Source organism: Veillonella parvula, assembly GCF_040097785.1.
Taxonomy (GTDB): domain Bacteria; phylum Bacillota; class Negativicutes; order Veillonellales; family Veillonellaceae; genus Veillonella; species Veillonella parvula_D.
The window spans coordinates 424,491-450,540 of the sequence record NZ_JBBNNS010000002.1 but is presented as its reverse complement, the minus strand read 5'-3'; the positions used below and the strand labels follow the sequence as shown (position 1 = coordinate 450,540).

Annotated in this window: 23 protein-coding genes, 1 pseudogene and 1 riboswitch; of the genes and pseudogenes, 19 read left to right on the top strand and 5 right to left on the bottom strand. The window is 41.0% G+C overall.

Features of this window, described 5'->3' with window-relative positions:
- The first annotated feature begins 14 nt into the window (after nt 1–14).
- The 9 genes and pseudogenes from AAA071_RS06140 to AAA071_RS06100 all read left to right on the top strand — a co-directional run bounded on the left by AAA071_RS06140 (nt 15) and on the right by AAA071_RS06100 (nt 11,288).
- A pseudogene (locus tag AAA071_RS06140) lies at nt 15–785 on the top strand (carboxymuconolactone decarboxylase family protein).
- A gap of 9 nt (nt 786–794) precedes the next feature.
- On the top strand, nt 795–1,421 hold the full coding sequence (locus AAA071_RS06135; RefSeq protein ID WP_004698228.1) for a site-2 protease family protein: 627 nt from the start codon (nt 795–797) through the stop codon (nt 1,419–1,421).
- Nucleotides 1,422–1,799: 378 nt separating this feature from the next.
- The gene (locus AAA071_RS06130) at nt 1,800–2,033 is read left to right on the top strand and encodes a (2Fe-2S)-binding protein (RefSeq protein ID WP_004694527.1); all 234 of its coding nucleotides are present in this window, start codon (nt 1,800–1,802) and stop codon (nt 2,031–2,033) included.
- A 284-nt stretch (nt 2,034–2,317) separates the two neighbouring features.
- Nucleotides 2,318–3,466: a glycoside hydrolase family 3 N-terminal domain-containing protein gene (locus tag AAA071_RS06125; RefSeq protein ID WP_195213372.1), complete on the top strand. Its 1,149-nt coding sequence runs from the start codon at nt 2,318–2,320 to the stop codon at nt 3,464–3,466.
- Nucleotides 3,467–3,720: 254 nt separating this feature from the next.
- A complete protein-coding gene (fucO, locus tag AAA071_RS06120; RefSeq protein ID WP_004694531.1) occupies nt 3,721–4,872 on the top strand; it encodes a lactaldehyde reductase in 1,152 nt (383 codons plus the stop codon).
- A gap of 298 nt (nt 4,873–5,170) precedes the next feature.
- The gene (locus AAA071_RS06115; RefSeq protein ID WP_195213371.1) at nt 5,171–6,715 is read left to right on the top strand and encodes a ClC family H(+)/Cl(-) exchange transporter; all 1,545 of its coding nucleotides are present in this window, start codon (nt 5,171–5,173) and stop codon (nt 6,713–6,715) included.
- Nucleotides 6,716–6,727: 12 nt separating this feature from the next.
- A complete protein-coding gene (locus tag AAA071_RS06110; protein ID WP_101928871.1) occupies nt 6,728–7,177 on the top strand; it encodes a GNAT family N-acetyltransferase in 450 nt (149 codons plus the stop codon).
- Nucleotides 7,178–7,202: 25 nt separating this feature from the next.
- The gene (locus AAA071_RS06105; RefSeq protein ID WP_004698223.1) at nt 7,203–7,997 is read left to right on the top strand and encodes a sulfite exporter TauE/SafE family protein; all 795 of its coding nucleotides are present in this window, start codon (nt 7,203–7,205) and stop codon (nt 7,995–7,997) included.
- Between the two features lie 468 nt (nt 7,998–8,465).
- A complete protein-coding gene (locus AAA071_RS06100; RefSeq protein WP_349234082.1) occupies nt 8,466–11,288 on the top strand; it encodes an FAD-binding and (Fe-S)-binding domain-containing protein in 2,823 nt (940 codons plus the stop codon).
- Nucleotides 11,289–11,571: 283 nt separating this feature from the next.
- On the opposite strand, the gene AAA071_RS06095 is transcribed toward AAA071_RS06100, so the two are convergent.
- Nucleotides 11,572–11,646, bottom strand: coding sequence for a type I toxin-antitoxin system Fst family toxin (locus AAA071_RS06095; protein ID WP_229039624.1), 75 nt, complete (start codon nt 11,644–11,646; stop codon nt 11,572–11,574).
- Nucleotides 11,647–11,764: 118 nt separating this feature from the next.
- Here AAA071_RS06095 and AAA071_RS06090 point away from each other — a divergent pair, with 118 nt between their 5' ends.
- The gene (locus tag AAA071_RS06090; RefSeq protein WP_279008781.1) at nt 11,765–12,412 is read left to right on the top strand and encodes a tetratricopeptide repeat protein; all 648 of its coding nucleotides are present in this window, start codon (nt 11,765–11,767) and stop codon (nt 12,410–12,412) included.
- 257 nt (nt 12,413–12,669) lie between these two features.
- Here the strand turns inward: AAA071_RS06090 and AAA071_RS06085 are convergent, their stop codons facing one another.
- Complete coding sequence (locus tag AAA071_RS06085) at nt 12,670–13,047, bottom strand: type II toxin-antitoxin system HicB family antitoxin (RefSeq protein ID WP_279008783.1); 378 nt, start codon at nt 13,045–13,047, stop codon at nt 12,670–12,672.
- Between the two features lie 9 nt (nt 13,048–13,056).
- On the bottom strand, nt 13,057–13,233 hold the full coding sequence (locus AAA071_RS06080) for a type II toxin-antitoxin system HicA family toxin (RefSeq protein ID WP_008714667.1): 177 nt from the start codon (nt 13,231–13,233) through the stop codon (nt 13,057–13,059).
- Nucleotides 13,234–13,480: 247 nt separating this feature from the next.
- On the opposite strand from AAA071_RS06080, the gene AAA071_RS06075 reads away from it, so the two are divergent.
- Nucleotides 13,481–14,380 (top strand): DUF3829 domain-containing protein, encoded by a 900-nt coding sequence (locus AAA071_RS06075; RefSeq protein ID WP_349234081.1) that lies wholly within the window; start codon nt 13,481–13,483, stop codon nt 14,378–14,380.
- Between the two features lie 93 nt (nt 14,381–14,473).
- On the opposite strand, the gene rarD is transcribed toward AAA071_RS06075, so the two are convergent.
- Nucleotides 14,474–15,370, bottom strand: coding sequence for an EamA family transporter RarD (gene rarD, locus AAA071_RS06070; RefSeq protein WP_008602040.1), 897 nt, complete (start codon nt 15,368–15,370; stop codon nt 14,474–14,476).
- A gap of 160 nt (nt 15,371–15,530) precedes the next feature.
- Nucleotides 15,531–15,706: riboswitch (cobalamin riboswitch) on the top strand.
- A 290-nt stretch (nt 15,707–15,996) separates the two neighbouring features.
- Here rarD and AAA071_RS06065 point away from each other — a divergent pair.
- The 7 genes from AAA071_RS06065 (at nt 15,997) to AAA071_RS06035 (ending at nt 24,347) form a co-directional block, all read left to right on the top strand.
- Nucleotides 15,997–18,159: a methylmalonyl-CoA mutase family protein gene (locus AAA071_RS06065; RefSeq protein ID WP_287550536.1), complete on the top strand. Its 2,163-nt coding sequence runs from the start codon at nt 15,997–15,999 to the stop codon at nt 18,157–18,159.
- A gap of 4 nt (nt 18,160–18,163) precedes the next feature.
- Nucleotides 18,164–20,353, top strand: coding sequence for a methylmalonyl-CoA mutase (scpA, locus tag AAA071_RS06060; RefSeq protein ID WP_004694550.1), 2,190 nt, complete (start codon nt 18,164–18,166; stop codon nt 20,351–20,353).
- Entirely contained in the window at nt 20,346–21,599 is a 1,254-nt protein-coding gene (gene meaB, locus AAA071_RS06055; protein ID WP_004694551.1) for a methylmalonyl Co-A mutase-associated GTPase MeaB, read from the top strand. Before scpA ends, meaB begins: the two co-directional genes overlap by 8 nt.
- 347 nt (nt 21,600–21,946) lie before the next feature.
- A complete protein-coding gene (locus tag AAA071_RS06050) occupies nt 21,947–22,204 on the top strand; it encodes a hypothetical protein (RefSeq protein WP_004698152.1) in 258 nt (85 codons plus the stop codon).
- 301 nt (nt 22,205–22,505) lie between these two features.
- Nucleotides 22,506–23,111, top strand: a complete 606-nt coding sequence (locus AAA071_RS06045; RefSeq protein ID WP_004694555.1) for a MotA/TolQ/ExbB proton channel family protein — start codon at nt 22,506–22,508, stop codon at nt 23,109–23,111.
- Nucleotides 23,108–23,512, top strand: a complete 405-nt coding sequence (locus AAA071_RS06040) for an ExbD/TolR family protein (RefSeq protein WP_004694558.1) — start codon at nt 23,108–23,110, stop codon at nt 23,510–23,512. The genes AAA071_RS06045 and AAA071_RS06040 overlap by 4 nt, the downstream gene beginning before the upstream one ends.
- Nucleotides 23,513–23,516: 4 nt before the next feature.
- Nucleotides 23,517–24,347 (top strand): hypothetical protein, encoded by an 831-nt coding sequence (locus AAA071_RS06035; RefSeq protein ID WP_004698233.1) that lies wholly within the window; start codon nt 23,517–23,519, stop codon nt 24,345–24,347.
- A 154-nt stretch (nt 24,348–24,501) separates the two neighbouring features.
- Here AAA071_RS06035 and AAA071_RS06030 read toward each other — a convergent pair whose 3' ends face one another.
- Nucleotides 24,502–24,912, bottom strand: coding sequence for a hypothetical protein (locus tag AAA071_RS06030; protein WP_004698294.1), 411 nt, complete (start codon nt 24,910–24,912; stop codon nt 24,502–24,504).
- A gap of 180 nt (nt 24,913–25,092) precedes the next feature.
- On the opposite strand from AAA071_RS06030, the gene AAA071_RS06025 reads away from it, so the two are divergent.
- Nucleotides 25,093–26,040, top strand: a complete 948-nt coding sequence (locus tag AAA071_RS06025; protein WP_004698199.1) for a zinc metalloprotease HtpX — start codon at nt 25,093–25,095, stop codon at nt 26,038–26,040.
- Nucleotides 26,041–26,050: the final 10 nt, after the last annotated feature.

Genomic DNA, 26,050 nt, shown 5'->3' with positions numbered 1-26,050 from the left:
TATGGAGGTTTTTTATGTCTAAATCTGAATTTGCTCAAGCCTACACTGAGCGTATGTTCCCTGATATTGCAGCCCCAGCAGGTTATATTGATCCAGAGTTTGAAGTATTGTTTGATAATTTTGCCTTTGATGAAGTCATCACCGAAGAAGGCCGTAATGTACCGGCAAAAGATCGCTTCTTAGCCATTCTTGCAACATTAGTAGGCGCCTCTGCTGTTGATGAATATGCATTAATGCTACCGGCAGCATTAAACTTTGGTCTTATTCCTGATGAAGTGGTAGAGCTCATTTATCAAGCGGTACCCTATCTTGGCATCGGACGTGTGCGCCCATTCTTTAAGGTGACCAATAAGATTTTTGACTATCGAGGAGAAGCTATTGTTGATCCATCTCGTAGCACGATTACTGGCGAGTCTCGTCTTGAAAAAGGCGTAGAAAAGCAAGTGGAAATCTTTGGCGAGCCTATGCGTAATTCTTACCAAGAAGGGCCAGAAGATATTCGTCACATCAACAAATGGCTTGCCAATATGTTCGGCGATTACTATACGCGTAAAGGCCTTAGCGTGGCTCATCGTGAAATGATTACTTTCTGCTTCCTTGCGGCTCAAGGTGGCTGTGAAGCTTAACTCAAGGCTCATGTAGAGGGTAATTTGAACGTAGGGAACAGCAAACAATATTTGATTAACATCGCATCCCAATGCGTGCCGTATATCGGCTATCCTCGTACCTTGAATGCCCTTCGTTGCATTCAAGAAGGTTACACCGCATGGGAAGCTAAACAATAAAGGAGTTCTATGTTTGATTTAAATCCAGTTCAGATATTAGCAAGTATTCCTGCTATTATGATCGTTTTTTCTATCTTTGGATATGCAGAGGCGAAGGTAGCAACTTGGTTTGGTGATCCAACGCCGCGTCTGGCGGGACGCCTCACATTGTCACCAATGGCGCACCTTGATCTAATTGGTACCATCTGTATTATTCTTGTTGGCTTCGGTTGGGCAAAACCTATGTCAATTAATCCATCTTACTTTAAAGATCCACGACGTGATATAAGCTTGCTTGCTTTTGCAGGTCCTGTGGCAGGTCTTATAGCAGGCTTCATATTCACCTTTATATATATGCTTCTTGGAAAATTAGGCCTCATGGAGTCCCAAGGTCTTGCCATGGTTATGCAATATATTATTTTATATAGTATTGGCTTATCAATCTTCTGTTTGATTCCGTTCCCACCATTGCCTGGTTTTAATATTATCTTACCGTGGTTGCCTACAGAGTGGCAGATGAGATATTACCAATTAGGGATGCTTAATTTATTATTCTTTATCATCCTTATTAATACACCCATTATTTCCATGGTTATTCGTCCATTACAACAAACGATATTTAAAATCTACTTTGCCATTATTGGGCTCATACTATAATTATATTTTGTGAAAGTTTCTACCATAAAGATAATATCTTTATGGTAGTTTTTTATAGTTTATAGATAGATTTAGCTTATCTTTACATATAATGTATTTGTAAATTTTTTCCGTTTTTATAGTAACAATTTTACTTTTGACTGTTCTTTGGATTTTATATTAAAAACTATCGATGTAGTTCCTCAATTGTGTTATAATAAATACAGAAATCGTAAATTTTCGATATATTAATATTACAGTGTATTATTAGATACTATCGATAGAGTAAATTGATCTGCTACATCGATATGTAAATCAATACACTAAATTGACACGTAAATCGATATATTAAATCGATACAGTATATAGATATTCAAGTGAATACAAGAGGAATTACATATGAATTTTGAAGAAAATCAAGTGCCAGAGGCGATTCTGGACAAGCTTACAAAGGTGTGCACATGCCGTAGTATTACGCGCAAAACGATTAAGGAAGCCATTTTAGATGGTGCTCATACATTTCCACAAGTAAAAGAAGCAACTCGTGCTGGCACGGGCGCTTGCGGTGGCAAAGGCTGTGGGCCTCGTATCGTAAAGCTCTTAGCGGAAATGAAAGAGCAAGGCAAAATCTGATTTGCGAAATGTAATATACACATTTTATACATCCAAAATGTAAGATACATAGTTTACACTCCAAAATGTAAACTATAATGTTTATACAACAAAAATGAAACATATAAAGATTGTTATTTGATTCTCTCAATGGATATACCCGTTGGGTTTTCGAGTAACAATCTTTTTGTTTTGTAAGATGCATGTACTATACTGCTGCTTGTCGTGTATTGATTATGTTGGGCTCGTTTATATTTTTTGATATACTATACATAATACTTTTTTGAGATTTAAGGGAGGTATGCATGTTTCGACGTTTCGTAGCAGCCACTATGATTGGTGCATTAGCACTCACAACGGGCTGCGGTTTACATAATCCATTTACTTCAAAGGCAGAGCCTGTGACCTATGAGTCCGTGGCACAAAGCGAGCTTTCACCAGAGCAAAAGGTGGACAAGTTAGTGGCTAATATGTCCGATGCAGACAAGGTGGGGCAATTGTTGATGATTGGCATTCACGGCAAGACGTTGAATGATGATGCTAAATTCATGCTCAACGAGTACCGCGTGGGAGGCATCATTTTGTTTGATCGAAATATGGAGTCCAAGGATCAAGTTAAAACGCTCATTGCAGATATTAATAAGGCTGGTAAAAGCGCCGGTTTAACGCCACTGTTCCTCGGCATCGACCAAGAGGGCGGTGCAGTAGCGCGCATGGATGATAAGCTCATCAAGGTTCCTCCCGCTGAGGAGGTAGGCAAAATGCCCGTTGAGCAAGCTTCATCCTTGGCAAAAGAGGTAGGCATTGAGTTGAAAGACTTGGGCTTTAACATTAACTTTGCTCCTGTGGCGGACTTAGGATTAACCTATGGTCGCTCTTATAGTACGAGCCCTGATGAGGTCGTTCGCTATGCAGGCGCCGTTGGCAAGGCTTACGATGAAGCGGGCTTGTGGTATTCCTATAAGCACTTTCCGGGCATTGGTAAGACCGATGTAGACTTGCACGCTGACACAAGTATCGTTCCTGTCTCTAAAGAAACATTGCTTTCAGAGGATACAAAGGTATTCGTAGACCTCATCAAACAGTCCAAACCGAATACCTATACAATCATGGTGTCTCATGCGATGTACCCACAAATCGATCCAGATCATCCTGCTAGTTTATCGAAAGCAATTATTACCGATTGGTTGCGCAAGAACATAGGCTATAATGGCGTTGTGGTAACGGACGATATGGACATGGGGGCCCTTGCAAATCACTATACTTTTGGCGATATGGCGGTGCAATCCATCCTCGCCGGCAGTGATATCTTGCTCGTGTGTCACGAATACGAACACATGCAAGAGGCGTATAACGGCCTTATGAAAGCCGTGAAAGACGGTCGTATCTCGAAAGAACGACTCGACGAATCGGTGAAACGAATCTTGCTCATGAAAATGAATAAAATTTCTTAGAATTTCTTATTTTAAGGAAGGAATTTTAAGAGTATATCACGAATATAGACAGTGGAAATACTATTCATGGACGGCGAATCTGAGTTGACACTTAATGGAGACAAACTTTAGAATCGTTACAATAGAAAAATATATAGTGTATACATAACGTGCTATCAAGGATTTTATTAAACCGATAGAGAATTAATAAGTAAAGTGATTCTCTGTCGGTTTATTTTTTTATTGTATAGTTTGTTTTGTTAGGAGTGAAGTATATGGCTCGCAGAATAATGTTGAACGGCACGTCTTATTTTGGGCAAGGCGCGATTCAGGAGATTGTGAACGAAATTAAGAATCGCCATTTCAAAAAAGCCCTCGTTACATCTACGCCAGATTTATTTGAATTTAAAGTGGCTACAAAGGTTACGGATTTGCTTGATGCGGCAGGTATTGCTTATGAAGTCTACGACGGTATCAAACCAAATCCTACCATCGAAAACGTAACGGCTGGTGTTGAGGCTTGTAAAGCGGCTGGCGCCGATGTTATCGTTGCTGTTGGTGGCGGTAGCCCGATCGATACAAGCAAGGCGATTGCTACTATTATTACGAACCCTGAGTTCGCCGATGTACGCAGCCTTGAAGGTTTAGCGCCTACTAAAAATCCATGCTTGCCAATCATCGCTGTTACAACAACATCTGGTACGGCTGCAGAGGTTACTATCAACTACGTTATTACAGACGTTGAAAAGAACCGCAAATTTGTTTGCGTTGACCCGCATGACATCCCGATCGTTGCCATCGTAGATCCTGATATGTCCGCGTCTATGCCGACAGGTCTTTGCGCGGCCACAGGTATGGATGCCCTCGTACACGCCGTAGAAGGTTATATCACAAAAGGTGCGTGGGAGCTAACTGATATGCTCCATTTGAAAGCTATCGAAATCATTGGTCGTTCCTTGCGTAGCGCTGTGGCTGGCGATTATGCAGGCCGTGAAGCTATGTCTTTAGGTCAATACATTGCGGGTATGGGCTTCTCCAACGTAGGTCTCGGCATTGTTCACTCCATGGCTCATCCATTGAGTGCTGTGTACGATATCCCTCATGGTAAGGCTTGTGCGATGCTGTTAACAGCAGTATTGAAATTCAATGCCCCTGCTACAGGTGAAAAATATCGTGAAATCGCTCGCGTTATGGGCGTTCCTAATGTAGATGCTATGGATGAAGCAACCTATCGTCAAGCGGCTATCGACGTAATTCAGAAATTAGCTGATGACGTAGGTATTCCTAAATCTCTTAGCGAAGCAGGCGTAAAACGGGAAGATATTCCATTCCTCGCTGAATCTGCTTTCAACGATGCATGTACACCTGGTAACCCACGGGATGCCTCTTTAGAAGAAATAATCGGCATCTATGAATCCATATTCTAATTAGCGTCTTTACATATTTCAAATACCTCCGAATGTGTAAAGAAAATACATTTACACACTTGCTTAACAAAACTAGCCATCTCTTTTTAGAGGTGGCTAGCTTTGTGTTTAAAGCGCTATCTATTGTTTTGTGATTCGGACCTTTGATCTCGTGTTCCGTGAGAAAGCTATTTTTATACGTAATCCTTTCTTGAAAATGGTGGTTTACATAAGTATACTAAGGATATGAATGCATAGTTCGTGTAGACCTATGTCGGCAGAGGAACGGTTGGTTTTGGTCACTGCTAAGGAGGATGTTATGAAATTATGGAAATTTAATAAGCGTAGTTCTACCTTGGCAGATATGTCCATGAATCGAGTGCTCTTAACGGAGCTCATTGCAAAGGGTGCTCTTGTTGGGGTGATTGCAGGTTTTTTTGGGGCATCATACCGCTATTTGATACTTGAATCAGAGCATATCAGGTGGCATTTGATGGATGATATTACTATGGAATGGGCCATAGGTTGGCTTGTGGTAATGGTCATTTTTGCGTTTATTGTAGATCGATTGCTCGCATGGGCCCCATTGTCTGGTGGTTCTGGTATCCCGCAAATTGAAGGAGAGATGTTAGGTCTCTTTGATATGAAGCCCTATCGGACACTAGTATCTAAAATGATTGGTGGCGTACTGACCGGCTTTGCAGGATTTTCCGTAGGTCGTGAAGGGCCAGCCGTACAGATTGGCGGCTCTGCTGGGAAGATTGTGTCCTACTGGATGAATTCGGGACTACGAGAACAGCGTATTTTGACATCCGCAGGTGCTGGGGCAGGCTTAACAGCTGCCTTTAGTGCGCCCGTATCGGGGGCGATGTTCGTCTTTGAAGAGGTACATAAAAGCTTTTATCCGTATCTCGTTGTACCAACCTTCGTGGCAACTTTGATTTCTAACTATATTACAGTTAGTATCTTTGGACTTACACCAGCGCTGGGCTTTACGGTGACCTCAGGGGTTCCTCTTGAATATTTTCCGATACTGCTCATGGTTGGTGTTATCATGGGGCTATGTGGCGTGTTATTTTGCCGTATGATTTTTGCTTTCAAGAGGTTCTTTGACTGGCTCAAATGTTCTCGATTCTTGAAATTAGTCCTTACCTTTGTGGCGGTGGCAGCCATTGGCTTTGATTCGCAGCTCCTCTTGGGTGGGGGCAATGACCTTGTGGGTCAGCTTGCCTTTCAATCTCATGGCGTATTGCTCTTAGGTGGCATCGTATTAGGCAAGATTTTACTTACCACCTTCTGCTATGGCAGTGGTGCTCAAGGGGGCATATTTTTGCCCATGCTCGTGATTGGTGCTGCAACAGGTGCTTTTTGTGAAAGCTTACTTTCAACCTTAGGACTTATTTCTCTTGATTTTGTACCACAGTTCGTTATCTGTGCCATGGGAGGGATGTTGGCCGCAGCTATGCGTACTCCCATCTTGGCGATTTTGCTCGTCCTTGAAATGACAAATAGTTTCTCTAATATTTATGCTATCGGTACCGTTACGCTAGTGGCCTATCTTGTGGCGGATCTTTTAAAAGAACCGCCGATTTACGATTCCTTGTTGCAAGCCATGAGTGGTCAAAGCAATCTAGAATCGGTGCAAACCTTCTTTCAAACGAAGGTGCCTGTGGTGGCAAACTATACGGATGTACAGCTACAAGACTTGGCCTTACCAGATGGCACGTTGATTGTTAGCATTCGCCGTAATGGTACCTACATTGTGCCATTAGGCGATGTAAAGCTAGAACCTGGTGACGAACTACAAGTCTCTTGTGAACGAGGCCGGTTGAAAGCGGCGAAGACGTATTTCCAATCTAACTAGGAGTGTTAGTAGATGAAGATTGTAAAAGCTACCGAGTCAGATATATTAGAATTATATCGATTACAATTGCTTACTTTTGAAAGTGAAGCGGAAATGATTGGCTGTCGACTGATCCCTGCATTGATGGAGTCGGAAGAGGATTATAGAGGTACTTTCAACCAGTGGCATACCTATAAAATGGTAGATGATGCGGGGAAGATAATCGGAGGCATTCGTTATCAATATGATGCTGGCGTAGTAGAGGTCGGTCGCTTGATGGTGCATCCAGACTATCGGCAACAAGGGTTGGCTCGAAAATTATTAGCCTTTGTAGATGAACAATGCAGCCAAGACCGGCGTGTATTATATACATGTACGAAAAGCTGGATTAATATAAAGTTATATACAAAAATGGGGTATAAAGCCGTTAGAGAAATACAGGATGACACGGGATTATCCTTTGTATATATGGAGAAGCAATAATTCAAACGGCATGGGAGGTCTTAATGTGCTTGATAATATAGTGGTATTCTATATATTCTTTACCATAGTTGGCTTTTTAGCGGCTATGCTTGGCACCATCATCGGTGCCGGAGGGGGTCTCGTATTCGTGCCTCTCTTTATGTATTGGTTCCCTGAGTGGTCTCCGTCCATGATTGTAGGGACGTCACTCTTTTCTGTTATGTGTAACGCCATTTCTGGATCTATAGCGTATCTGAAACAAAAAAAGGTATACATTAACGCTGCTATTGTTTTTAGTTTAGCTACATTCCCAGGCGCCATTTTAGGGGCTCAAATGTCGGGATGGTTCTCCGGCAAGGGCTTTATGTTTGCCTTTGGATGCTTTATGCTGTGTGCATCTGTATTGATTGGTTTTAAAAATTTTAGAAAAGGGGAGCGAAAGGAAGAGTCTCTGACTCTTGAGCAGTTGAGCTATAGCAAACCTATCGGTATTAGCATTAGTTTCTTTGTAGGTTTCATCTCCAGTATCTTTGGTATCGGTGGAGGACTTATTCATGTGCCGGCTTTAATTTATCTCATGGGATTTCCTACACATATGGCAACAGCTACAAGTCAATCTATTCTCGCCGTATCAACAACGGTGGGGGTTATTACACATTTAATTGAAAGTCACATCGTATTTAGCATTGCTATCCCTACTAGTATTGGCGCTATCTTTGGCGCTCAAGCGGGGGCCCGTATTGCAAAACGTCTCAAAGCAAAAGCTATCCTCGCCCTCATGAGCATAGCTGTCTTTGCATTGGCGGTACGCCTCATTCTTAAATCTGGTATCTTGGGATGATATAACTTAATAAAAGCCCTCTAATGGTGATTCGTAAGCATGTTACCATTAGAGGGCTTTCTGTATTTTCAGCATTTTATAAAAGGGTATAACTAAAAGTCATAGAGAACTATAAATGAGAATGAAAAATTTAAAATATATAAATCATACTATTTTTATGCATAATGTTAGTAATGTATTTACTATAGAATTATGGGTAGTACGAATCGTTATTTAGAGAGGTTTTAGTATATTATTACTGACTATATCTATACATGCTTAATAAATAAGGATTCTTGATTGCATATGTGGAAAAATGGGTACATGATAATGCTAATGAGATGTACTTTCAACTGAAGGAATAAAAGGGTAATGCATATCGATTTTTGTTAGAAGAGATATAAATTATGCATAATTATAGTGAGGAGAATGAGAACGGCGTATACTAAAAGTAATAGATTCCTTAAGAAAGGATAGGAGGAAATACAAGTGAGTACACTTATTAGAGATTATGAACGTTTTGCCAAAGAGGCAAATGAGATTTGTAAAGGTCGCGTATATACCGATCATTTACGTCGTTATGCATATGGCGTTGATGCGTCTTGTTATAGCTATTTACCAAAGGTAGTCGTTAAAGCGGAGGATGAACGAGAAGTAAGACGTCTCATTCGTTTGTGTCAACAATGTGGTACACCATTTACGTTCCGTGCGGCCGGCTCCTCTTTGTCTGGTCAATGTTCCAGTGAAGATGTACTCATCGTATGTAATGATGGCTTCAAGAAAATGGAAGTTATCGACGATGGCAAGGCTTTAAAATGCGAATGTGGTGTTATCGGTTCCGATGCGAATGATTTATTGAAACCGTATAACCGCAAAATTGGTCCAGATCCTGCTACGCTTGCCACTGCATTAGTGGGCGGTATTTTGAATAATAACTCCTCTGGTATGTGCTGTGGTACGGCGCAAAACTCTTATAAAACAATTCGGTCCATTCGCGTTGTGTTGCTAGATGGCTCCATCCTTGATACGTCTGACCAAAAGAGTATTAATCAATTCCTTAAAGAAAAACCTCAAATGGTAGAGGATATCTTACAATTGCGTAAGGATATCTTGGCCGATGAAGAATTGATACACTTGATTCATCACAAGTACAAAATCAAAAATACCACAGGTTACGGCTTGAACTCCCTTGTTGATTTCGAAGATATTATCGATATCATCAACCACTTGTTCATCGGTTCTGAAGGTACATTGGGCTTCGTATCTGAAATCGTGTACAACACTGTTGAGGACGTACCTTACAAAGGTTGCGGTCTCATGTTCTTCAAAACATTGAATGACGCATCCCTTGCAGTTGTTGCTTTGGCTAATATGGGTCGCGACAAGGTTGTAGCTGCGGAAATGATGGACTATCAATCCCTTAAGGCCGTTCAATCTCTAGATAATGTACCTGACTTCGTTCGTGAAGTTCCAGAAGGTACAAGTGCTATCTTGTTCCAAACTGAAAGTTACTCTAAAGAAATTGTCGATGAAAATCTAGCTTTCATTAAAGACAAATTGAAAGATATTCCAACGGCTATCCCAAGTCTTTACTCTCAAGATGCTAAAGAATACGACTCTTGGTGGGCAATCCGTAAAGGTATTTTGCCAATCGTTGGTGGTCAACGTAGAAAAGGCACCACTGTTATTACAGAAGACGTATGCTTCCAAATCGAAGATTTCACGAAGGGCATCGAAATGCTTACCGAATTATTCAACAAATACGATTTCGTAGATGGTGGCGTAATCTTCGGTCATGCTTTGTCTGGTAATGTTCATTTTAACATTACGCCTGATTTCAGTGATCCTAAAGATACTAAGAACTTTGGCGATTTGGTAAAAGAAATGTCCGAACGCGTTTCTGGCTTCGGTGGTTCTTTGAAAGCTGAACATGGTACAGGCCGCATGGTGGCACCGTTCATTGAAATGGAATGGGGCCGTAAAGCGTACGAAATTAACCGTCGCATCAAAGCCATCTTTGACCCTGAACGCATCTTGAATCCTGATGTTATTATTACTGATGACCCAGATGTGTATAAGAAAAACCTTAAAGCTCAATGTGTTATTGATGATGCTTTTACAATCTGTATGGAATGCGGTTTTTGTGAAAAACATTGTCCAAGCCGTAATTTAACATTGACTCCACGTCAACGTATTGCATTGTTGCGCGAAACGAAACGCCTTGAAAACGAAGGTAATTTCACATTGGCTGCGGAGCTTAAAAAAGGCTATGAATACTTTGGTGTAGATACCTGTGCTGCGTGCTCCATGTGTAAAGGTCTTTGCCCACTCAGCATCGATACGGCTCAAATTGCATTATCCATGCGTCGCATCGATCCTCCAGCACCAGAATTGGCTAAGAAGATTTACGATAATTTCCCTACTACACTTCAAATGGCTCGTGCCGGCGTAAGTCTCGAAGGTATTGCCGGTTCTATCGTTACGCAAAAAGCGATTTCCAAGATTACAGAAGGCTTACATGGTGTAACTGGTATTACTCCGTACATTCCTAAGACTACGCCTAAGGCCAACCGTTACAGATTGAGAAGCCGCATTAAACCGACTAATTTTGAAAAGGTTGTATACTTTAGTACCTGTGCGAACCGCGCTTTCAAACCTAATCAAGGTTATGACGATGAACGTAGCTTGCAACAAGTAGTGGAAAGCCTTTGCAACAAGGCCCATATCGATATTATCTACCCTGAACATATCGAAAACCTTTGCTGTGGCTTGAGCTTTGAAAACTACGATGACGTTCATGAGCGTGCTGTGAAAGACTTACACGATGCGTTGATGAAAGCATCTCAAAATGGTAAATACCCAATCGTGATTGACCATAGTGCATGCTTTAATCATGCATTCAAACATATGCCAGACTTAGAAATCAACGATATTTCTGAATTCTTGTGCAAATACGTTGTGCCTCATCTCGACATTGAAAAATGTGATGAACGGGTTATCGTACATAAACAATGTAAGATCAAATCCTTGAATAAATCTCAATATATTGAAGATTTAGCTCGTTTATGTACAGACCATGTATTCAATATTAAATCCTTTGCATGCGATGGCTTTGCCGGTCAAAAAGGGTTCTTCACACCAGAACTCAACAAATGTGCTACCAAAGACCTTGCAGCCGAAATCGCTGAATACGGTGCAACACTAGGTGTAAGCTCCAGTTCTACCTGTGAAATCGGCCTTGGCGAAAACGGGGGCATCCCATTCATTGGCGTTGCATTCCTATTGGACCGTTGCTCTAAGGCTAAGAAATAAGTCTTGTATATCTATTGCTATTTACGTTAATGTTGCTAGTAGTTTACACTAAGGTTACTAGTAGGTTGGGTTAAAGTAACTGGTAGTTTATGTTAATGTTGCTTTAATATTGCTCGTAAATTATGTTAAAACTACTAATAGTTTTTAGGAGTTTTATGAGATTTATTGCTAATTCTTTATTTTTCTAAGAAATGTGGTATACTAAACGTAGGTAGTAGAGTGTATGAAATTACCTGCAATATAACCAAAAAAAGGACGAGTGGCAGCTCGTCCTTTTTCTTGCTTATTTTTTGTTTTTATTGTTAAGCCAGTAGCTGTAGGTAGTTACAACTAAGGCAACAATAATAGGGGCAAGCAAGGTGCCCCAGAGTGCATAAAACAGCTCCTGCAATATACCACCTCCTTTCGGGAGGTATTTTATATTATATCATCATGCTAAGGAGTCTTGTATATAATTAATGATTGGAGAATTTCTAATGAAGAAGGTTGTGCTTTTCTTTCTTTTAATAACAGCCCTTACGGGATGTGGATTGAATCAAAATACGAATAGTAATAAAACAGAATCAAATGCAACTAGTTCTGCTACTGCAACTGGTTTTTCTACATCTGCTGCGGGAAACAGCCAAGCGACTACCAAGCAAGATGGACATCTAATTACAGCAAAGCAAGCCTTATCCGCTGGTGAGTATGCGAAAGCTATAGAGGAAGCTACAGCGTCCATTAAGGATAATGCTAATAATGCAGAAGCCTATTCTGTACGTGGCTTTGCAACAGCATTAAACGGTGATGCGGCTAAAGGTTTGACAGATACTAAAAAGGCTTATGATTTAGACCCTAACAATGTGGCTAATTACTATAACATGGCCATGGTCTATAAGTTGCAAGGGCAGTTAAACGATTCTAAACAATGGTTTGAAAAGGTATTAGAAAAGGACCCTAGCAACACCTGGTCTGTGTATGGAATTGCTACCATTTATGCAGACCAAGGGGATGATACTAAGGCCCTTGATTGGCTAGAAAAGGCTATAAAAATTGATCCCTCTGTAAAATCCGTTGCAGCGGAACAAGACCATTTTGAACGCTTTCACAATAACGGACGATTTAAAACATTGGTAGAATTATAGACATGGATGTGAAACAGATGATTCGCCTTATTATAAAGGTGATAGGATTTATATATTGGTTTATTTTTCTATACCTTGGTGGTCTAATGGTCGTAGACTGGTCAGGGTTTATGTCCCAACATAATATAGAAACACCCCTATTCCTTACATATTTGGTGTTTATAGGTTGTTTTGTAACGCCGTATATTATGCTGAACTGGAAGAAGCTAAATCCTAATGTGAAAGCTCTATTTTTACTGAGCAATTGATGATGTAAATTACATTGTTTTCTCTACTAATGCTTCTTGTAAAAGTTGAGAAAAATTAATTCCTTTAGCCAATGCTCTTTCGTTAAGCCAGGCAGGAATCGTTAGAGTTTTCTTTACGGACTTACTATTTTTAGCTAAATCAATATCTGTTTGCACTAATGTAGGATATGTTGTATCGGTACATGGTAAGCTACGAATAGATGTGGGGGTAGGTAGAGTTTGTCCATCTTCTAAAGCTCCTAATATATAGAGTTCCATAGCCTCTTGTGCATTGGTTATTAATTCTGTTAGTGTTGAGCCGGTGCTACTAGTGTATTCGAGATCTGGAAATTCGGCCCAGAAACCATCGGCATCATCATGGATTATGGCAGGGTATATAAATTTCATAGGTCCTCCTTATTTTAGTCCCGTACGTTTCAAAATGGCATTTAATAAACCGATAGGTACATCTTTTCCATGTACGGCAATAACTTCAACTTGATCATCCTTTTTTAAACGATGATGACTACCTCGTTGCCGTACATCCTTCCAGCCATTTTGCAGTAATAATTTAAGTAAATCCTTATCCTTCATATTCTCTCCTTTTATGATAACACGTGTATACGTACAAAACAATTATTAGGAGTTATACATTCTTATTTATAGTCTAACAGTATATAAAGGAAAATAGGGGTGACCATTGGTCACCCTTGATTCTATTAGTCACTTGACAAAATTGATAAATGACCTTTATATATTAATTCTATTCATAAAAATCATATTAGTATATAATTAATATATATAAATTAGGTTGTGTATTGATGGAAGGAGAGGATTCATCATGAAACTATTCGGTAAAAAGGTAGCAATGGCTGTATTGTGTGCGGCGACATTGACATCCCCATTGTTGTTGAGCGGTTGTAGTATGTCAGAGCTATGGCAGGGTACTGAACAGAGCCGTAAGGAAATTGCGCAGCGGTCTGAGCAGGATCAGGTGCAGTTATTTAATCAATATGTGAAAGCTGTAAGCCGATACAATCGCATGGCTGTCATGTTTGATTATGCGAATACGCCAACTCTTAATGAGTTAAAAGCGGGGCAGCATTTAACTGTATTTAGTGCACCGAACTTTAAGCAGTTACAAAAAGAATTAGAAGAGGCTAAGCAAGCAGGTATTCCGTATGATGAAATGAAGGAGCCTTTAGATAAGCTGCTTTCAAAATTGAACGAAATTACACCGGTAGCGGAAGAGCTCGATGCATATTATAAATCTAAAGGGTATACCACAGACAACTATGCTAAGGAGCAACAATTAGGCCCTAAATATGTTCAATTATATAAACAATTTGTTCCTATTTATGCTGACTTTGATAATGTTATGCATAAAATTAATACAGACCGCTTGCAACAACGGTTGCAACAATTGCGTGATGCAGGCAAGAAAAATGCCGCTGCAGCACAAGAGGTTCATTTGCGACTTACTGCGGTCCTAGAAAAGATCGATAGTGAAAAACAACTAGATGTAAATGCTATCAATCAAGAGTTGCAATCTATTGGTGATGTATCAAATGGTATTACTAGTCCTAAGTATGATTCTGTTAAGACCTCTGTAAACTCTACGATTGGTGCAATCCGTACCTATATGGGTTCGAAACAAGATAATGACTATAATCGTATGATTGAGGCCTATAACCATTACATTTCTAATCTGAATACGACCAATATGAATGAGTTAGATTAAAATAAGTTAGATTAATACGTCTATATAAAAGAAAGCTGTATCAAATGAGAGTATCATTTGATACAGCTTTTTAGTTGATATATAGGATATACCTTACTTTTTTAGGCTAATGCGTGTTGTAATTTGGCTCGATAAGGAGAATAATACTAAGGCTATCCAGATACAACCGAAGGCGATCATCTGTGGTGTGCCAAAGCTTTCACCAAAGTAGAAGATGGCTAGCAATAAGGCAATGGTAGGGGATACATATTGCAAGAAGCCTAGTAGGTTAAGCGGCAATAGCTGTGCACCATAGGAGAATAGAACCAATGGGACAGATGTAGTTAGACCGCAGGCTATGAGCAACATGGTTGTATACCAGTTTGTGCCGAAATAGGACCACACGGTATTATCGACCATGGTCGTATATAGTAAGGCTAGCGGTGTTAATAGCCAGGCCTCAAAGGCGATGCTCGTAAAGGGAGAGATGAGTAGTTTCTTTTTTACGGCTCCATAGAGGCCGAAGGAAATGGCGAGAATCATCGACACTAATGGCAAGGATCCCACTTGATAGGTGAGTAAGGCGATGCCGATGGTAGCGATGAGGACACTCAGCTTTTTCGGTATCGATAGAACCTCTTTAAATAGGATGACACCTAATACTACATTGAAGAGTGGGTTGATGTAATAGCCAAGGCTCGTATTCATAACTTGATTATTGGCGATGGCCCAAATGTAGGTGAACCAGTTTACACTGATGATGACTGCCGCAATTAACAGTAGGAATAGTTGTGAACGTTGTTCTTTTAGTAATTGAAAGTCCTTTTTGAATTGTTTAAAGTGTAAGCCAAATACAACGATAGCCATGCAAACACCTGACCAGATAATGCGCTGTGCCAGTATATTATACGGTGAAACATGGTTTAATAATGCCCAATATAGAGGGAGTAAGCCCCAAATTATATAACAACTAAGGGCTGTGATTAACCCTTTTTTACTTGTATGCTCCATAATGCCTCCTCGTGATAGTATTTATTATATCACTAATACTCAAGTCATGCGTTTTAGTTATTGCATATGATTTTCAGTTATAACTTTGATTTTGGCACTTATGATTAAATGTTATGTTCATTGACTTTGTGCATATTGTTACACTATATTGGACTTAGAACAACGAATATAGAGAATAGGTGTCGCAAGACTTAATAGAGAAATCGGTATAAGCCGATGCGGTCCCGCCACTGTAAGGATGAGTCTGCTTTCATACATGTCACTGGAGTAATCTGGGAAGGCGAAAGCAAGGTGATGATCCCGAGCCAGGAGAACTGCCTATTTGATAATCACCGTTATGTACCTACGAGCGATAGGAAGGGGATTGGGGTATGCTGGCTACAGTATTTTTTAGTGTACCTTTCAATAAGAAACCTTACGTGTCACTTTAGGTGGCACGTTTTTTATTGCCCTTAGAGTGGATGTTGAGTATAGGAATCAGGTTTTATAGATATTAAACAGATGGACACATTTTGAGGTTGATGTGGTCCAATAAGATAAAGCTCGAGTGATTCATATATCTAACAATTCGTAGGTACGGTGCGCTGTTTCTCGGTATGGTTTCGAGTTGAAAAGGAGGCACATATATGTCTGACAAAAAGACTTCAAAGGATGCTGAACGTGATTTATTAGCACCTGTATCCTTTGATGAGTTTAAGAAACCTACGTATGAACAATGGCAGGCCGAGGTTGAAAAAGCGTTAAAAGGTGGCGACTTCCATAAGAAGATGTTCACTAAAACCTATGAGGGAATTACGTTACAACCAATTTATACGCCTGCATTGCATGGAGAAAAAATTCCAAAGGGTGTATACCCTGGGGCAGGTGAGTTCCTACGTGGCACAAAGGCAAGTGGTTATATTAAAGACTCTTGGGGCGTATCCCAATATGTAGACGAATCTTTTCCTAAGGATGCTAACCATGCAAGTTTATACGAAATTGTAAAAGGTGGCACCATTCACAATATTCGCCTTGATGAAGCAACACGCCATGATCAAGATGTGCAAGTAGGCGCAGCTGTTGGTATCGGCGGTACATCTCTGTCTACAATGGATGATTGTAGACAATTAATTGAGCGCTTTAATTTAAAGGAAAATCCTTTATATATTGAAACAGGTGCTTCTGCAGCTATCTTGCTCGGTATGTTAGCGGCTACGGTGAAAGGCTCTAAAAAACAGACCTCTGACTTGAAAGGTCTCGTTGGTGCAGACCCTATTGGTGTTTGGGCTAAAGATGGTACATTGCATATGTCTTTAGATACAGCCTTTGATGAAATGGCACATACTGTTGTATGGGCTAAAGAACAAGCTCCAGAGCTTAAAACTGTACTCGTATCTGGTGATGTATACGCTAATGGTGGCGCGAACGATGTGCAAGAGGTTGCGTATGCATTGGCAACAGCAGTTTGCTATGTGCGTCAATTAGCACAACGGAACATCGATATTCACACTATTGCTAACAGCATGATGTTTACATTCTCCTTGGGTGCAAACTTCTTCATGGAAATTGCTAAATTACGTGCATTACGTGTGCTTTGGGCGCGCATCATGGAAGCGTTCGGTGCCGAAGAAGCTGACCGTGCTGTTCATGTACACGGCAGAACATCGGCTTTCACAAAAACTGTATACGACCCATATGTAAACTTGTTGCGCAATACAACACAAGCATTCTCTGGCGTTGTAGGCGGTTTAAATAGCCTTGAAGTGTCCCCATTCGACCAACCAATTCGCAAAGCTGACGATTTCTCTCGCCGTATTGCCCGTAATATTCAAGTGATGTTACAAACTGAGTTCGAGTTACGTCAACCAGTGGACCCTGTAGGTGGTTCTTGGTATGTGGAAACATTGGCAGCTGAATTATGCGAAAAAATTTGGGCCGAGTTCCAAACTATTGAGTCTAAAGGTGGTATCATAGCAGCCTTGAAAGAAGGCTATCCACAAGCTCAAGTTAAAGCAGTTCTTGATGAACGCTTCAAAAACCTTGCATTCCGCAAAGATGTGGCTGTAGGTAACAACATGTATGCGAATATGACTGAAGAATTGCTTGATCCAAAACCAGAAAATCAAGAAACATTGCGTCAAAAACGGGTTGCTCAAATCGAAGAGTACTTGGCGAGTGCGGAGCCAGATGCGGTTGTGAAAGCACAGGCTACCCTAGAAGCAGGTACGACAGAGCCAGGCGCTTTGATTGGCCTTATTGAACTCGGTGCATTACAAAAATTAACAATACGTCAAATCCGCAAGGCTTTAGATGCTGGCGATATTGCATCCGAAACGATTGAATCCATTGCAGCCCATCGCTGGACTGAACAGTTTGAAGCACTTCGCATGCGCACTGAGAATTATAAACAACGTACGAAAGATAATGTGAAGGTATTCTTGGCCAATATGGGGCCAATCCCTCAACATAAACCTCGTGCGGACTTCTCCACAGGCTTCTTCGAAGTAGGGGCTTTTGAAGTTATCAAAAATGATGGCCATGAAACAACGGCTGATGCGGCGAGAGCTGCTCGTGAAAGTGGTGCTGATGTAGTTGTTATCTGTTCTACAGATGATACCTATCCAGAATTGGTACCACCACTCGCTAAGGAATTGAAAGAAACGATGCCGCATGTAACGGTTATTTTAGCAGGGGCACCTCCTAAGGACTTAGAACCTGTATACCGTGAAGCTGGCGTGGACGACTTCATTTCTGTTCGTGCAAATTGTTACGAAATCTTGAATACGTTACAAGATAAGAAAGGGATGTGAGCTCATGTTTAAAAATCCAGACTTCTCCTCTCTTGGCTTGGGATCTCAGACAGCAACATCTCGCGATGCATGGCTTGCTGAACTTCAAAAAGAAACAGGAAAAAGCTTTGAAGATTTATATAATACAACAATGGAGCAAATCCAACTAAAGCCTCTCTATACAGAGATGGATTATGAAGGAATGACACACCTTGACTATATGGCAGGTGTACCTCCATTCTTGCGTGGACCTTATTCCACAATGTATGTTACTCGTCCTTGGACAGTACGTCAGTACGCTGGTTTCTCCACAGCGGAAGAATCCAATGCGTTCTATCGTCGTAACTTGGCAGCGGGCCAAAAAGGCTTGTCTATCGCCTTTGACCTTGCTACTCACCGTGGTTATGACTCTGATCATCCTCGTGTAGTAGGTGACGTTGGTAAAGCGGGTGTTGCGGTAGATTCCATCCTCGACATGGAAATTCTATTCTCCGGTATCCCTCTTGATCAAATGTCCGTATCCATGACAATGAACGGCGCCGTATTGCCAGTAATGGCGTTCTACATCTTGGCTGGTGAAGAACAAGGCGTAGATAAAAAGGTTATGGCTGGTACAATCCAAAATGATATTTTGAAAGAGTTCATGGTACGTAATACCTATATTTACCCTCCAGCTACGTCCATGCGTATTATCGGGGATATCTTTGCGTATACATCCCAGTATATGCCTAAGTTCAACAGTATCTCCATTTCTGGCTACCATATGCAAGAAGCGGGCGCTACTGCGGATATCGAATTAGGTTATACATTGGCCGATGGTCTCGAATATATCCGTACCGGTGTTAATGCAGGCCTTCACGTTGACCAGTTCGCACCACGCTTGTCCTTCTTCTGGGCAATCGGCAAAAACTACTTCATGGAAGTGGCAAAAATGCGTGCGGCTCGTATGTTGTGGGCTAAGATTATCAATAGCTTCGGCTCTGAAAATCCTAAATCCATGGCACTTCGTACTCATAGCCAAACATCTGGTTGGTCTCTTACAGAACAAGATCCGTTCAACAACGTGGCTCGTACATGTATGGAAGCGATGGGTGCCGCGTTAGGTCATACGCAATCTCTACATACGAATGCGCTTGACGAAGCCATTGCGTTGCCTACGGACTTCTCTGCACGTATTGCGCGTAATACTCAGCTTTACATCCAAGATGAAACTAAGGTATGTAAGGTTATCGACCCATGGGGCGGTTCCTACTATGTAGAAGCGTTGACAGATGAATTGATTCGTCGCGCTTGGGGTCATATTCAAGAAATCGAATCTCTTGGTGGTATGGCGAAAGCTATCGACACAGGGCTTCCTAAGATGCGTATCGAAGAAGCTGCTGCACGTCGCCAAGCTCGTATCGACTCTGGTCGTGAAGCGATTATTGGTATCAATAAATATCGTCTAGATAAAGAAGATCCATTGGATATCCTCGACGTAGATAACACAGCTGTACGGGAAGCGCAAATTCGTCGCCTCGAACAATTGCGTGCTAACCGGGATGAAGAAAAGGTTCAATCCTGTCTTGAAGCGATTACAAAGGCTACAGAATCGGGTGAAGGCAACTTGCTTGCTCTTGCACTTGAAGCGGCTCGTGCTCGTGCATCCTTGGGTGAAATTTCCTTTGCTGTTGAAAAGGTATGCGGTCGTCATAAAGCGGTTATTCGCTCTATTTCCGGTGTATACTCCAGCGAATTTGAAGATGACGATGTAATCAAAGAAGTACGCCAAATGGCAGATAACTTTGAAGAACTCGAAGGTCGTCGTCCTCGTATCATGATTGCGAAGATGGGCCAAGACGGTCATGACCGTGGTGCCAAAGTTATCGCTACATCCTTCGCGGACATGGGCTTTGACGTGGATATCGGACCTTTGTTCCAAACTCCAGAAGAAACAGCACAAGATGCGGTGGATAATGACGTTCATATTGTCGGATTTAGTTCTCTTGCGGCGGGGCATAAGACATTATTGCCTCAACTTGTAGAGGAACTCAACAAGCGGGGCCGTGGAGATATTTTAGTTGCCATCGGCGGCGTAATCCCTGCTCAGGACTATGAATTCCTACGCGAACATGGCGCAGTGGCTATCTTTGGCCCTGGTACAGTTTTGCCAGTAGCGGCGAAAAAATTACTAGAAACATTGACTAGTCACGTTCAAGACGAGTCTCATGACTGATAACAAACGGCCTACTCCGGATGAATTGCGCAATACACAGGACGCAACTTTCACCACTGGTGAAGGCAAAGCCCCTGAATTAGGTGTAAAAAACGCAAGCACCGAGGGTAGTACCTATCGTCCCGACTGGGTGCCAGAAGAAGCGAAGAAAGATGACACTTACGCGTGTCACGTAATGAAAGGCGTCAAGGAAATGCATGACGGCCTCTTATCTAGCTCTGCTCATCTGGCTCCAGCGGTACGTCCCGTACAGCGGCGAAAGAAATTAACTGTCGCTGATTATGTACGCGGTATCGAGCAGGGGGACCGCGTTATACTTTCACGGGCTATCACATTAGTAGAAAGTAATAATAAGGACCATTTCAAACTAGCTCAACAGGTGTTGCAAGCCGTATTGCCTCGCACGGGCAAGGCATTGCGCATCGGTATTACTGGTGTGCCTGGGGCCGGTAAAAGTACGTTTATTGAAGCCTTCGGTAACATGCTCATTGAAGCGGGTTACAAGGTTGCCGTACTGGCTGTAGACCCTACGAGCCAAGTCACAAAAGGCAGTATCTTGGGTGATAAAACGCGGATGGAAACGTTGACGAAACACCCAGAGGCTTATATTCGTCCATCGCCAGCTGGTGGTACACTAGGCGGTGTGGCTCGTAAAAGTAGAGAAACTATGCTACTTTGCGAGGCTGCTGGGTACGATATTATTCTCGTTGAAACCGTTGGGGTTGGGCAAAGCGAAGTTACCGTGCGTTCCATGGTAGACTTCTTTATGCTCATCGTTTTAACGGGGGCAGGCGATGAATTGCAAGGCATCAAAAAAGGCGTTATGGAACTTGCTGATGCTATTGTGGTCAACAAGGCCGATGGGGATAACCTCAAACGAGCTCTCATTGCTCGTAGCGATTATGACCGGATGTTGCATTACATCCGTCCGGCTACGGAAAAATGGAAGACTCAAGCCTATACATGTTCAGCTGTCACAAAGGATGGCCTCGATGAATTGTGGGATGTTATCCAAGAATTTACTGAACAAGGCAAAGAAAATGGAGTTTTCTTAAAACGCCGTCAAGAACAATCCCTTCGTTGGGTACGCGATATGATTGACGAACACTTGCACAACCTATTCTTTAATAATGTAGTCATTCAAGGTCGCATGGGCGAAGTCGAAGCCGCTGTCTTAGACGGTGAAATGAGCGAATCTCAAGCCGTTGAAGAACTTATTGGCGTTTTCGATAAGTCCTTACAATAAGTAGATCGGTAAATACATATTGTATTGTTAAATATATATCGTATTGCTAAATATATATTAGATAAGCCGGCATAACTTATCTTAATACGCACTCCGTTAGCAATCGTATGTATTTCGATATAATTAAAGATGTATTTGTAAAAGGCATAGTATCAATGTTCACTGTTGGATTTGGACCAATAGTAGTTGCATACTATGCCTTTTTCTATGTCATAATAACTAGTTCCCATTAATTGTCTAATAAAAGTTGATTAATATATAAGTTCATCTTTTTAAAATGCAAAAATCAGTGTATAATTAAGTTATATTATTTATTAATCGTTTAATGTTACGAGAGGGGCATTCAAATGAACAAAAAATTATTATTACCTGTAGGTGTAGTCGTTCTAATTATTGGTATTGCGATTCTATTATTAAATCCAGATCCAGGGGCGGCTAATTTGGAAATTGCGAGAAATGCTACAAATGCTCAAGCGGCAGCAAAGGCGATTTCTGAGAATAACCAATCTTACACATTGTGGTATTCTATTGGTATGTTCTGTAGCGGTTTAGGCATTGCACTGTCAGTAGGTGGCTTCATTGTAGGCTTTATTAAAAAAGACTAATCTATTTAGGAACGTATCAAAGGCTGTACTAGAATGTATATCATTTCTAGTGCAGCCTTTTTGTATTTTAATTTTAGGGTTATAGGACAAAACGTGTTGGTTTTGCCCTATAACCCTAATTTTATCCTGTGGACTTTAGCTAGCTTATGTCTATCTAGCGAATTAGTCTATATTTATCTTGCAAGTCATCCTATATCTATTTATGTTGTGGTTTTACGCTCTATATCTGTTTTCGGTGGGATAAAACGTGGTATAATTAACCCGGATAGAGCCTAAAAGTATGTGGCTTTTGGAGGTTAGTATGAGTAGTATAGCGCATTTATTTGTAGCTGGTGGATTTGTTATGTATCCGCTGGTGATTTTTTTACTGTTTACCTTGATGATTGGCATTGAACGTATCTTTCTATATCGCAAGTTTACAAAGGATTTGCGCCGTTTTAATAAGGTCTTAGAGAAGAATCAATCTTGGATTATGTTACCAAGTGTTTTGGAACGGGATACAGAGGAACTTGGTTCTTTATTTGCCCGTGCTATCCGCAGTGCAAAGAATTATAATGGCTTGGAAAACCGCCTTCAAGATGTAGTGTCGTACGCTGATGAACGTTTAAAACGCGGCCTTAGTTGGCTCAGCATGATTGTAACAATGGCTCCGTTATTGGGGTTGCTAGGGACGGTCCTCGGCATGATTCGTGCGTTTGCTGTGGTAGGCGGCGATATTGGGGCTCCGACCATTATTACAGGTGGTGTTTCTGAAGCCTTAGTGGCAACGGCTACAGGTTTGACCGTGGCCATTATTGCCCTTGGCTTTCACAGTTACTGTGCGGCAAAGGTCAACGATTCTGTGGCGACATTAGAACATGAGTGCGGCAATATCCTTGATGCGTACAATGAGGAACATGATATATGAGACGACGCACATTAGGGGTTAAAAAAGAGCCTACCATTATGATTATTCCTATGATTGATATCGTATTCTTTTTGTTGGTATTTTTCATGGTAGGCACGCTGTACATGAATACAGAGCAACAAATTCCGCTTAATTTACCATCTGCATCGACGTCTACGGCGAAATCTATCGAACCTATCACCATCACCTTGACTACAACGCACACGCTGTATATCGATAATCAGGAAATTTCTTCGGATCGCTTGGCGCAAGAGGTCAAATCTATCGTTACACAAGCACCTCAACAGGCCTTTGTGATTCGCGCTTCAAAAGATGTATATTATAACGATGTTATCGAGCTTTTGGACATGCTCAAGGTGAACGGTGCTAAATATATTAGCGTCGCTACGGAACGGAAGTGATTCCATGTTTGAATCACATTATCTGAAACCTTTTATTGTATCTTTAGGCATTACCATCATGCTTATCTCTGGCATGGGGCTTTCCTTGCGTGGCATCGTTGGAACCGGTGTGGCTTATGATGCCGCAGAGGTTAGCTTTCATCTGCCTGAGGATAGTGAAAGTGATGCGGAAACTACCGCTATTGAGCCTATACCTAAGGATAAGTCACCGGTTGAACCTCCGACTCCAGAAGGGCCTGCGCCTAAGGCAGATCCTCTTGTAACGGAAAATACAGGTGATGAAAGTGCTCACAATTTAAATGCCAATAAGACTACATCTAATGCTCGTCGTGAATGGGCCGTTCCAAAGGCCATAGAATCGGAAACGACTAATAATGAACAAGCTGTAGTTACGGGTGGAAATGATTCCAAAGACGGGAAATCCTCTAAGCCTGACAATGCTCCTATAGGTAAGGATATAACATCTGATCCGAATGCCAATGGAAACGGCTTTGCCGAAGCTAGTGATTTATCCTTCCTATCTGATCTTGCGTGGGGGCTCCTAACACCAGGGCAACAAGCGCTTTTACAAAAGTCGGATATAAATCCCCAAGAATATTTACGAACTGTACAAGAACAGGGGAAGGGATCAATCGTAACAGGTAAGGTTGTAGTGCGCGTTAACTTTGACGTTAATGGACATGTCATCGTGGGAGAACATACACCGCTCATCGCAGAAGATGTGCCGCAACCTGTAAAAGAGGAAGCAATGCGCATCGTTAAAAGCAGTGGTTCTATTATCAATCGAAGAGGGGAACCTGTATATCTAGCAGTCCCTGTTGTTTTAGGACAATAAAGAGGCATATCTTACATACATTAGTATGGGATATGCCTCTTTGTTATGGTTGTAAAAAATGATTGTATTGATTGATACTATGTATTACTATGAAATACTTGTTCTATCTGAGTCATGTTGAGTTATATTTCAAGGATTAATTATATGTATTGTATTAATTTTGATTGGTAAGTATTGTTTTCGTGGAGTTGAAGACGGCTAGATATACGATGGCGCCGCCGATGAATAATGTGACTTGCATAGGAGTGCTGAATTGATCAGCTCGCCACAATGCAAAAGCGTAGAAGAACATGGTAATCAACATGATGAGAAATGCGATGATAACGCGTACATTTGTGTTTACTGCTAAGGATGTAGTAATACGCGATTTATTCGTCATTACGTAAATTAAAGATACTACGATGTCTGCCGTAAAGATGGAGAAGATAAAGTTATAATCAAACTCGCCAAAAAGGACTACCGCCAAGCCGATAAAGCTGAGCCCAAAGAATAGACGTAATAGAATACCTATAGTATTAGATTCGTTGCGCTGTGCGCGGCGTTCCTTACGATTTAAAGTTGCCATGAAAGCCTCCCCCATAGTAGAAATGTTTGTTACTATTAGTATAAAGCTCGTGTATAGATTGAGCAATTATTCGCAGTACATTTAGTCTGTATGTTTATTATATATCACAATGTATAGCTATGATATATTATAAATTAATTTATTACTATATAACTATATGAGAAATCAAAGTGAGAGATTATGATTCAAGTTATTCTTACCTATATTGTTAATGTTATTATTGTATTTGTATTTTTTCCTATTTTAGAATCTGTAGTTCAATATGTGTATCCGTTTTCATGGGACTGGCTTATAAAACCGCTACATTTAGTGGATAAGCTCGATGTATATATTATTATATCCTTTGCGTTGCCTATTATTGTGGCCATCGGATTATTTTTGCCACCTTTTAGTTGGATTGTCCATGTATTGCAAGGTGAAAGAAAACCAAATGCAGAAGAATCTGAATATATTGAACCGCTGTTTGAGGAATTATGTGCATTTAGCGGTGTAGCACGTAACTCACTGATATTGCGCATGCGTACAGATGAGGAAATTAATGCCTTTGCATCTGGATTAAATCACATTACGATTTATACAGGAGCCTTGTATTCGTTAGATAAACGGCATTTATTAGGTGTTCTTGCCCATGAATTAGGCCATTTACGGCATCGTGATACTATCTATTTAACCATTACCTATGCTATGGATCGACTAGGGCAATTAATTTTAAATCTTGTAATATATCTAAATTTTGCTTTAAATATACTGGCTATTATACCAATTGTTAATATCGTAGTACGTATTATTCAATTAATTCTTATCGTTATGATTGCAATCGTGAAATATGTACTTCTATTACCGAAGTGGATTACCTATTATTTTGATAGCCGTCGTCGAGAGTATGCTGCTGATGCCTATGCCGTTTCGATTGGTTTGGGGCGGGAGCTGCGTGATGGTCTAGTTTCATTAGGACTTGCTACTGAACAAATTGGTATTCTAGAGAATGGTGAATTATATGATTGTGAAAGTACAGGATTTTTCAGTCGCTTGTTTATTACTCATCCAAAAATGATTAAGCGAATACAACGTATCAATGAAGGGATAGAGGTATATAATCTCAAGCAAAGTCTTAAAGAAAATCGTTAAAGTGATAATT

What these genes read in the sequence shown, in the direction of transcription:
- AAA071_RS06135 (WP_004698228.1), top strand. Translation starts at nt 795, where the DNA reads ATGTTTGATTTAAATCCAGTTCAGATATTAGCAAGTATTCCTGCTATT.
- AAA071_RS06130 (WP_004694527.1), top strand. Translation starts at nt 1,800, where the DNA reads ATGAATTTTGAAGAAAATCAAGTGCCAGAGGCGATTCTGGACAAGCTT.
- AAA071_RS06125 (WP_195213372.1), top strand. Translation starts at nt 2,318, where the DNA reads ATGTTTCGACGTTTCGTAGCAGCCACTATGATTGGTGCATTAGCACTC.
- fucO (WP_004694531.1), top strand. Translation starts at nt 3,721, where the DNA reads ATGGCTCGCAGAATAATGTTGAACGGCACGTCTTATTTTGGGCAAGGC.
- AAA071_RS06115 (WP_195213371.1), top strand. Translation starts at nt 5,171, where the DNA reads ATGAAATTATGGAAATTTAATAAGCGTAGTTCTACCTTGGCAGATATG.
- AAA071_RS06110 (WP_101928871.1), top strand. Translation starts at nt 6,728, where the DNA reads ATGAAGATTGTAAAAGCTACCGAGTCAGATATATTAGAATTATATCGA.
- AAA071_RS06090 (WP_279008781.1), top strand. Translation starts at nt 11,765, where the DNA reads ATGAAGAAGGTTGTGCTTTTCTTTCTTTTAATAACAGCCCTTACGGGA.
- AAA071_RS06085 (WP_279008783.1), bottom strand. Translation starts at nt 13,047, where the DNA reads ATGAAATTTATATACCCTGCCATAATCCATGATGATGCCGATGGTTTC.
- AAA071_RS06080 (WP_008714667.1), bottom strand. Translation starts at nt 13,233, where the DNA reads ATGAAGGATAAGGATTTACTTAAATTATTACTGCAAAATGGCTGGAAG.
- AAA071_RS06075 (WP_349234081.1), top strand. Translation starts at nt 13,481, where the DNA reads ATGAAACTATTCGGTAAAAAGGTAGCAATGGCTGTATTGTGTGCGGCG.
- rarD (WP_008602040.1), bottom strand. Translation starts at nt 15,370, where the DNA reads ATGGAGCATACAAGTAAAAAAGGGTTAATCACAGCCCTTAGTTGTTAT.
- AAA071_RS06065 (WP_287550536.1), top strand. Translation starts at nt 15,997, where the DNA reads ATGTCTGACAAAAAGACTTCAAAGGATGCTGAACGTGATTTATTAGCA.
- scpA (WP_004694550.1), top strand. Translation starts at nt 18,164, where the DNA reads ATGTTTAAAAATCCAGACTTCTCCTCTCTTGGCTTGGGATCTCAGACA.
- meaB (WP_004694551.1), top strand. Translation starts at nt 20,346, where the DNA reads ATGACTGATAACAAACGGCCTACTCCGGATGAATTGCGCAATACACAG.
- AAA071_RS06050 (WP_004698152.1), top strand. Translation starts at nt 21,947, where the DNA reads ATGAACAAAAAATTATTATTACCTGTAGGTGTAGTCGTTCTAATTATT.
- AAA071_RS06045 (WP_004694555.1), top strand. Translation starts at nt 22,506, where the DNA reads ATGAGTAGTATAGCGCATTTATTTGTAGCTGGTGGATTTGTTATGTAT.
- AAA071_RS06040 (WP_004694558.1), top strand. Translation starts at nt 23,108, where the DNA reads ATGAGACGACGCACATTAGGGGTTAAAAAAGAGCCTACCATTATGATT.
- AAA071_RS06035 (WP_004698233.1), top strand. Translation starts at nt 23,517, where the DNA reads ATGTTTGAATCACATTATCTGAAACCTTTTATTGTATCTTTAGGCATT.
- AAA071_RS06030 (WP_004698294.1), bottom strand. Translation starts at nt 24,912, where the DNA reads ATGGCAACTTTAAATCGTAAGGAACGCCGCGCACAGCGCAACGAATCT.
- AAA071_RS06025 (WP_004698199.1), top strand. Translation starts at nt 25,093, where the DNA reads ATGATTCAAGTTATTCTTACCTATATTGTTAATGTTATTATTGTATTT.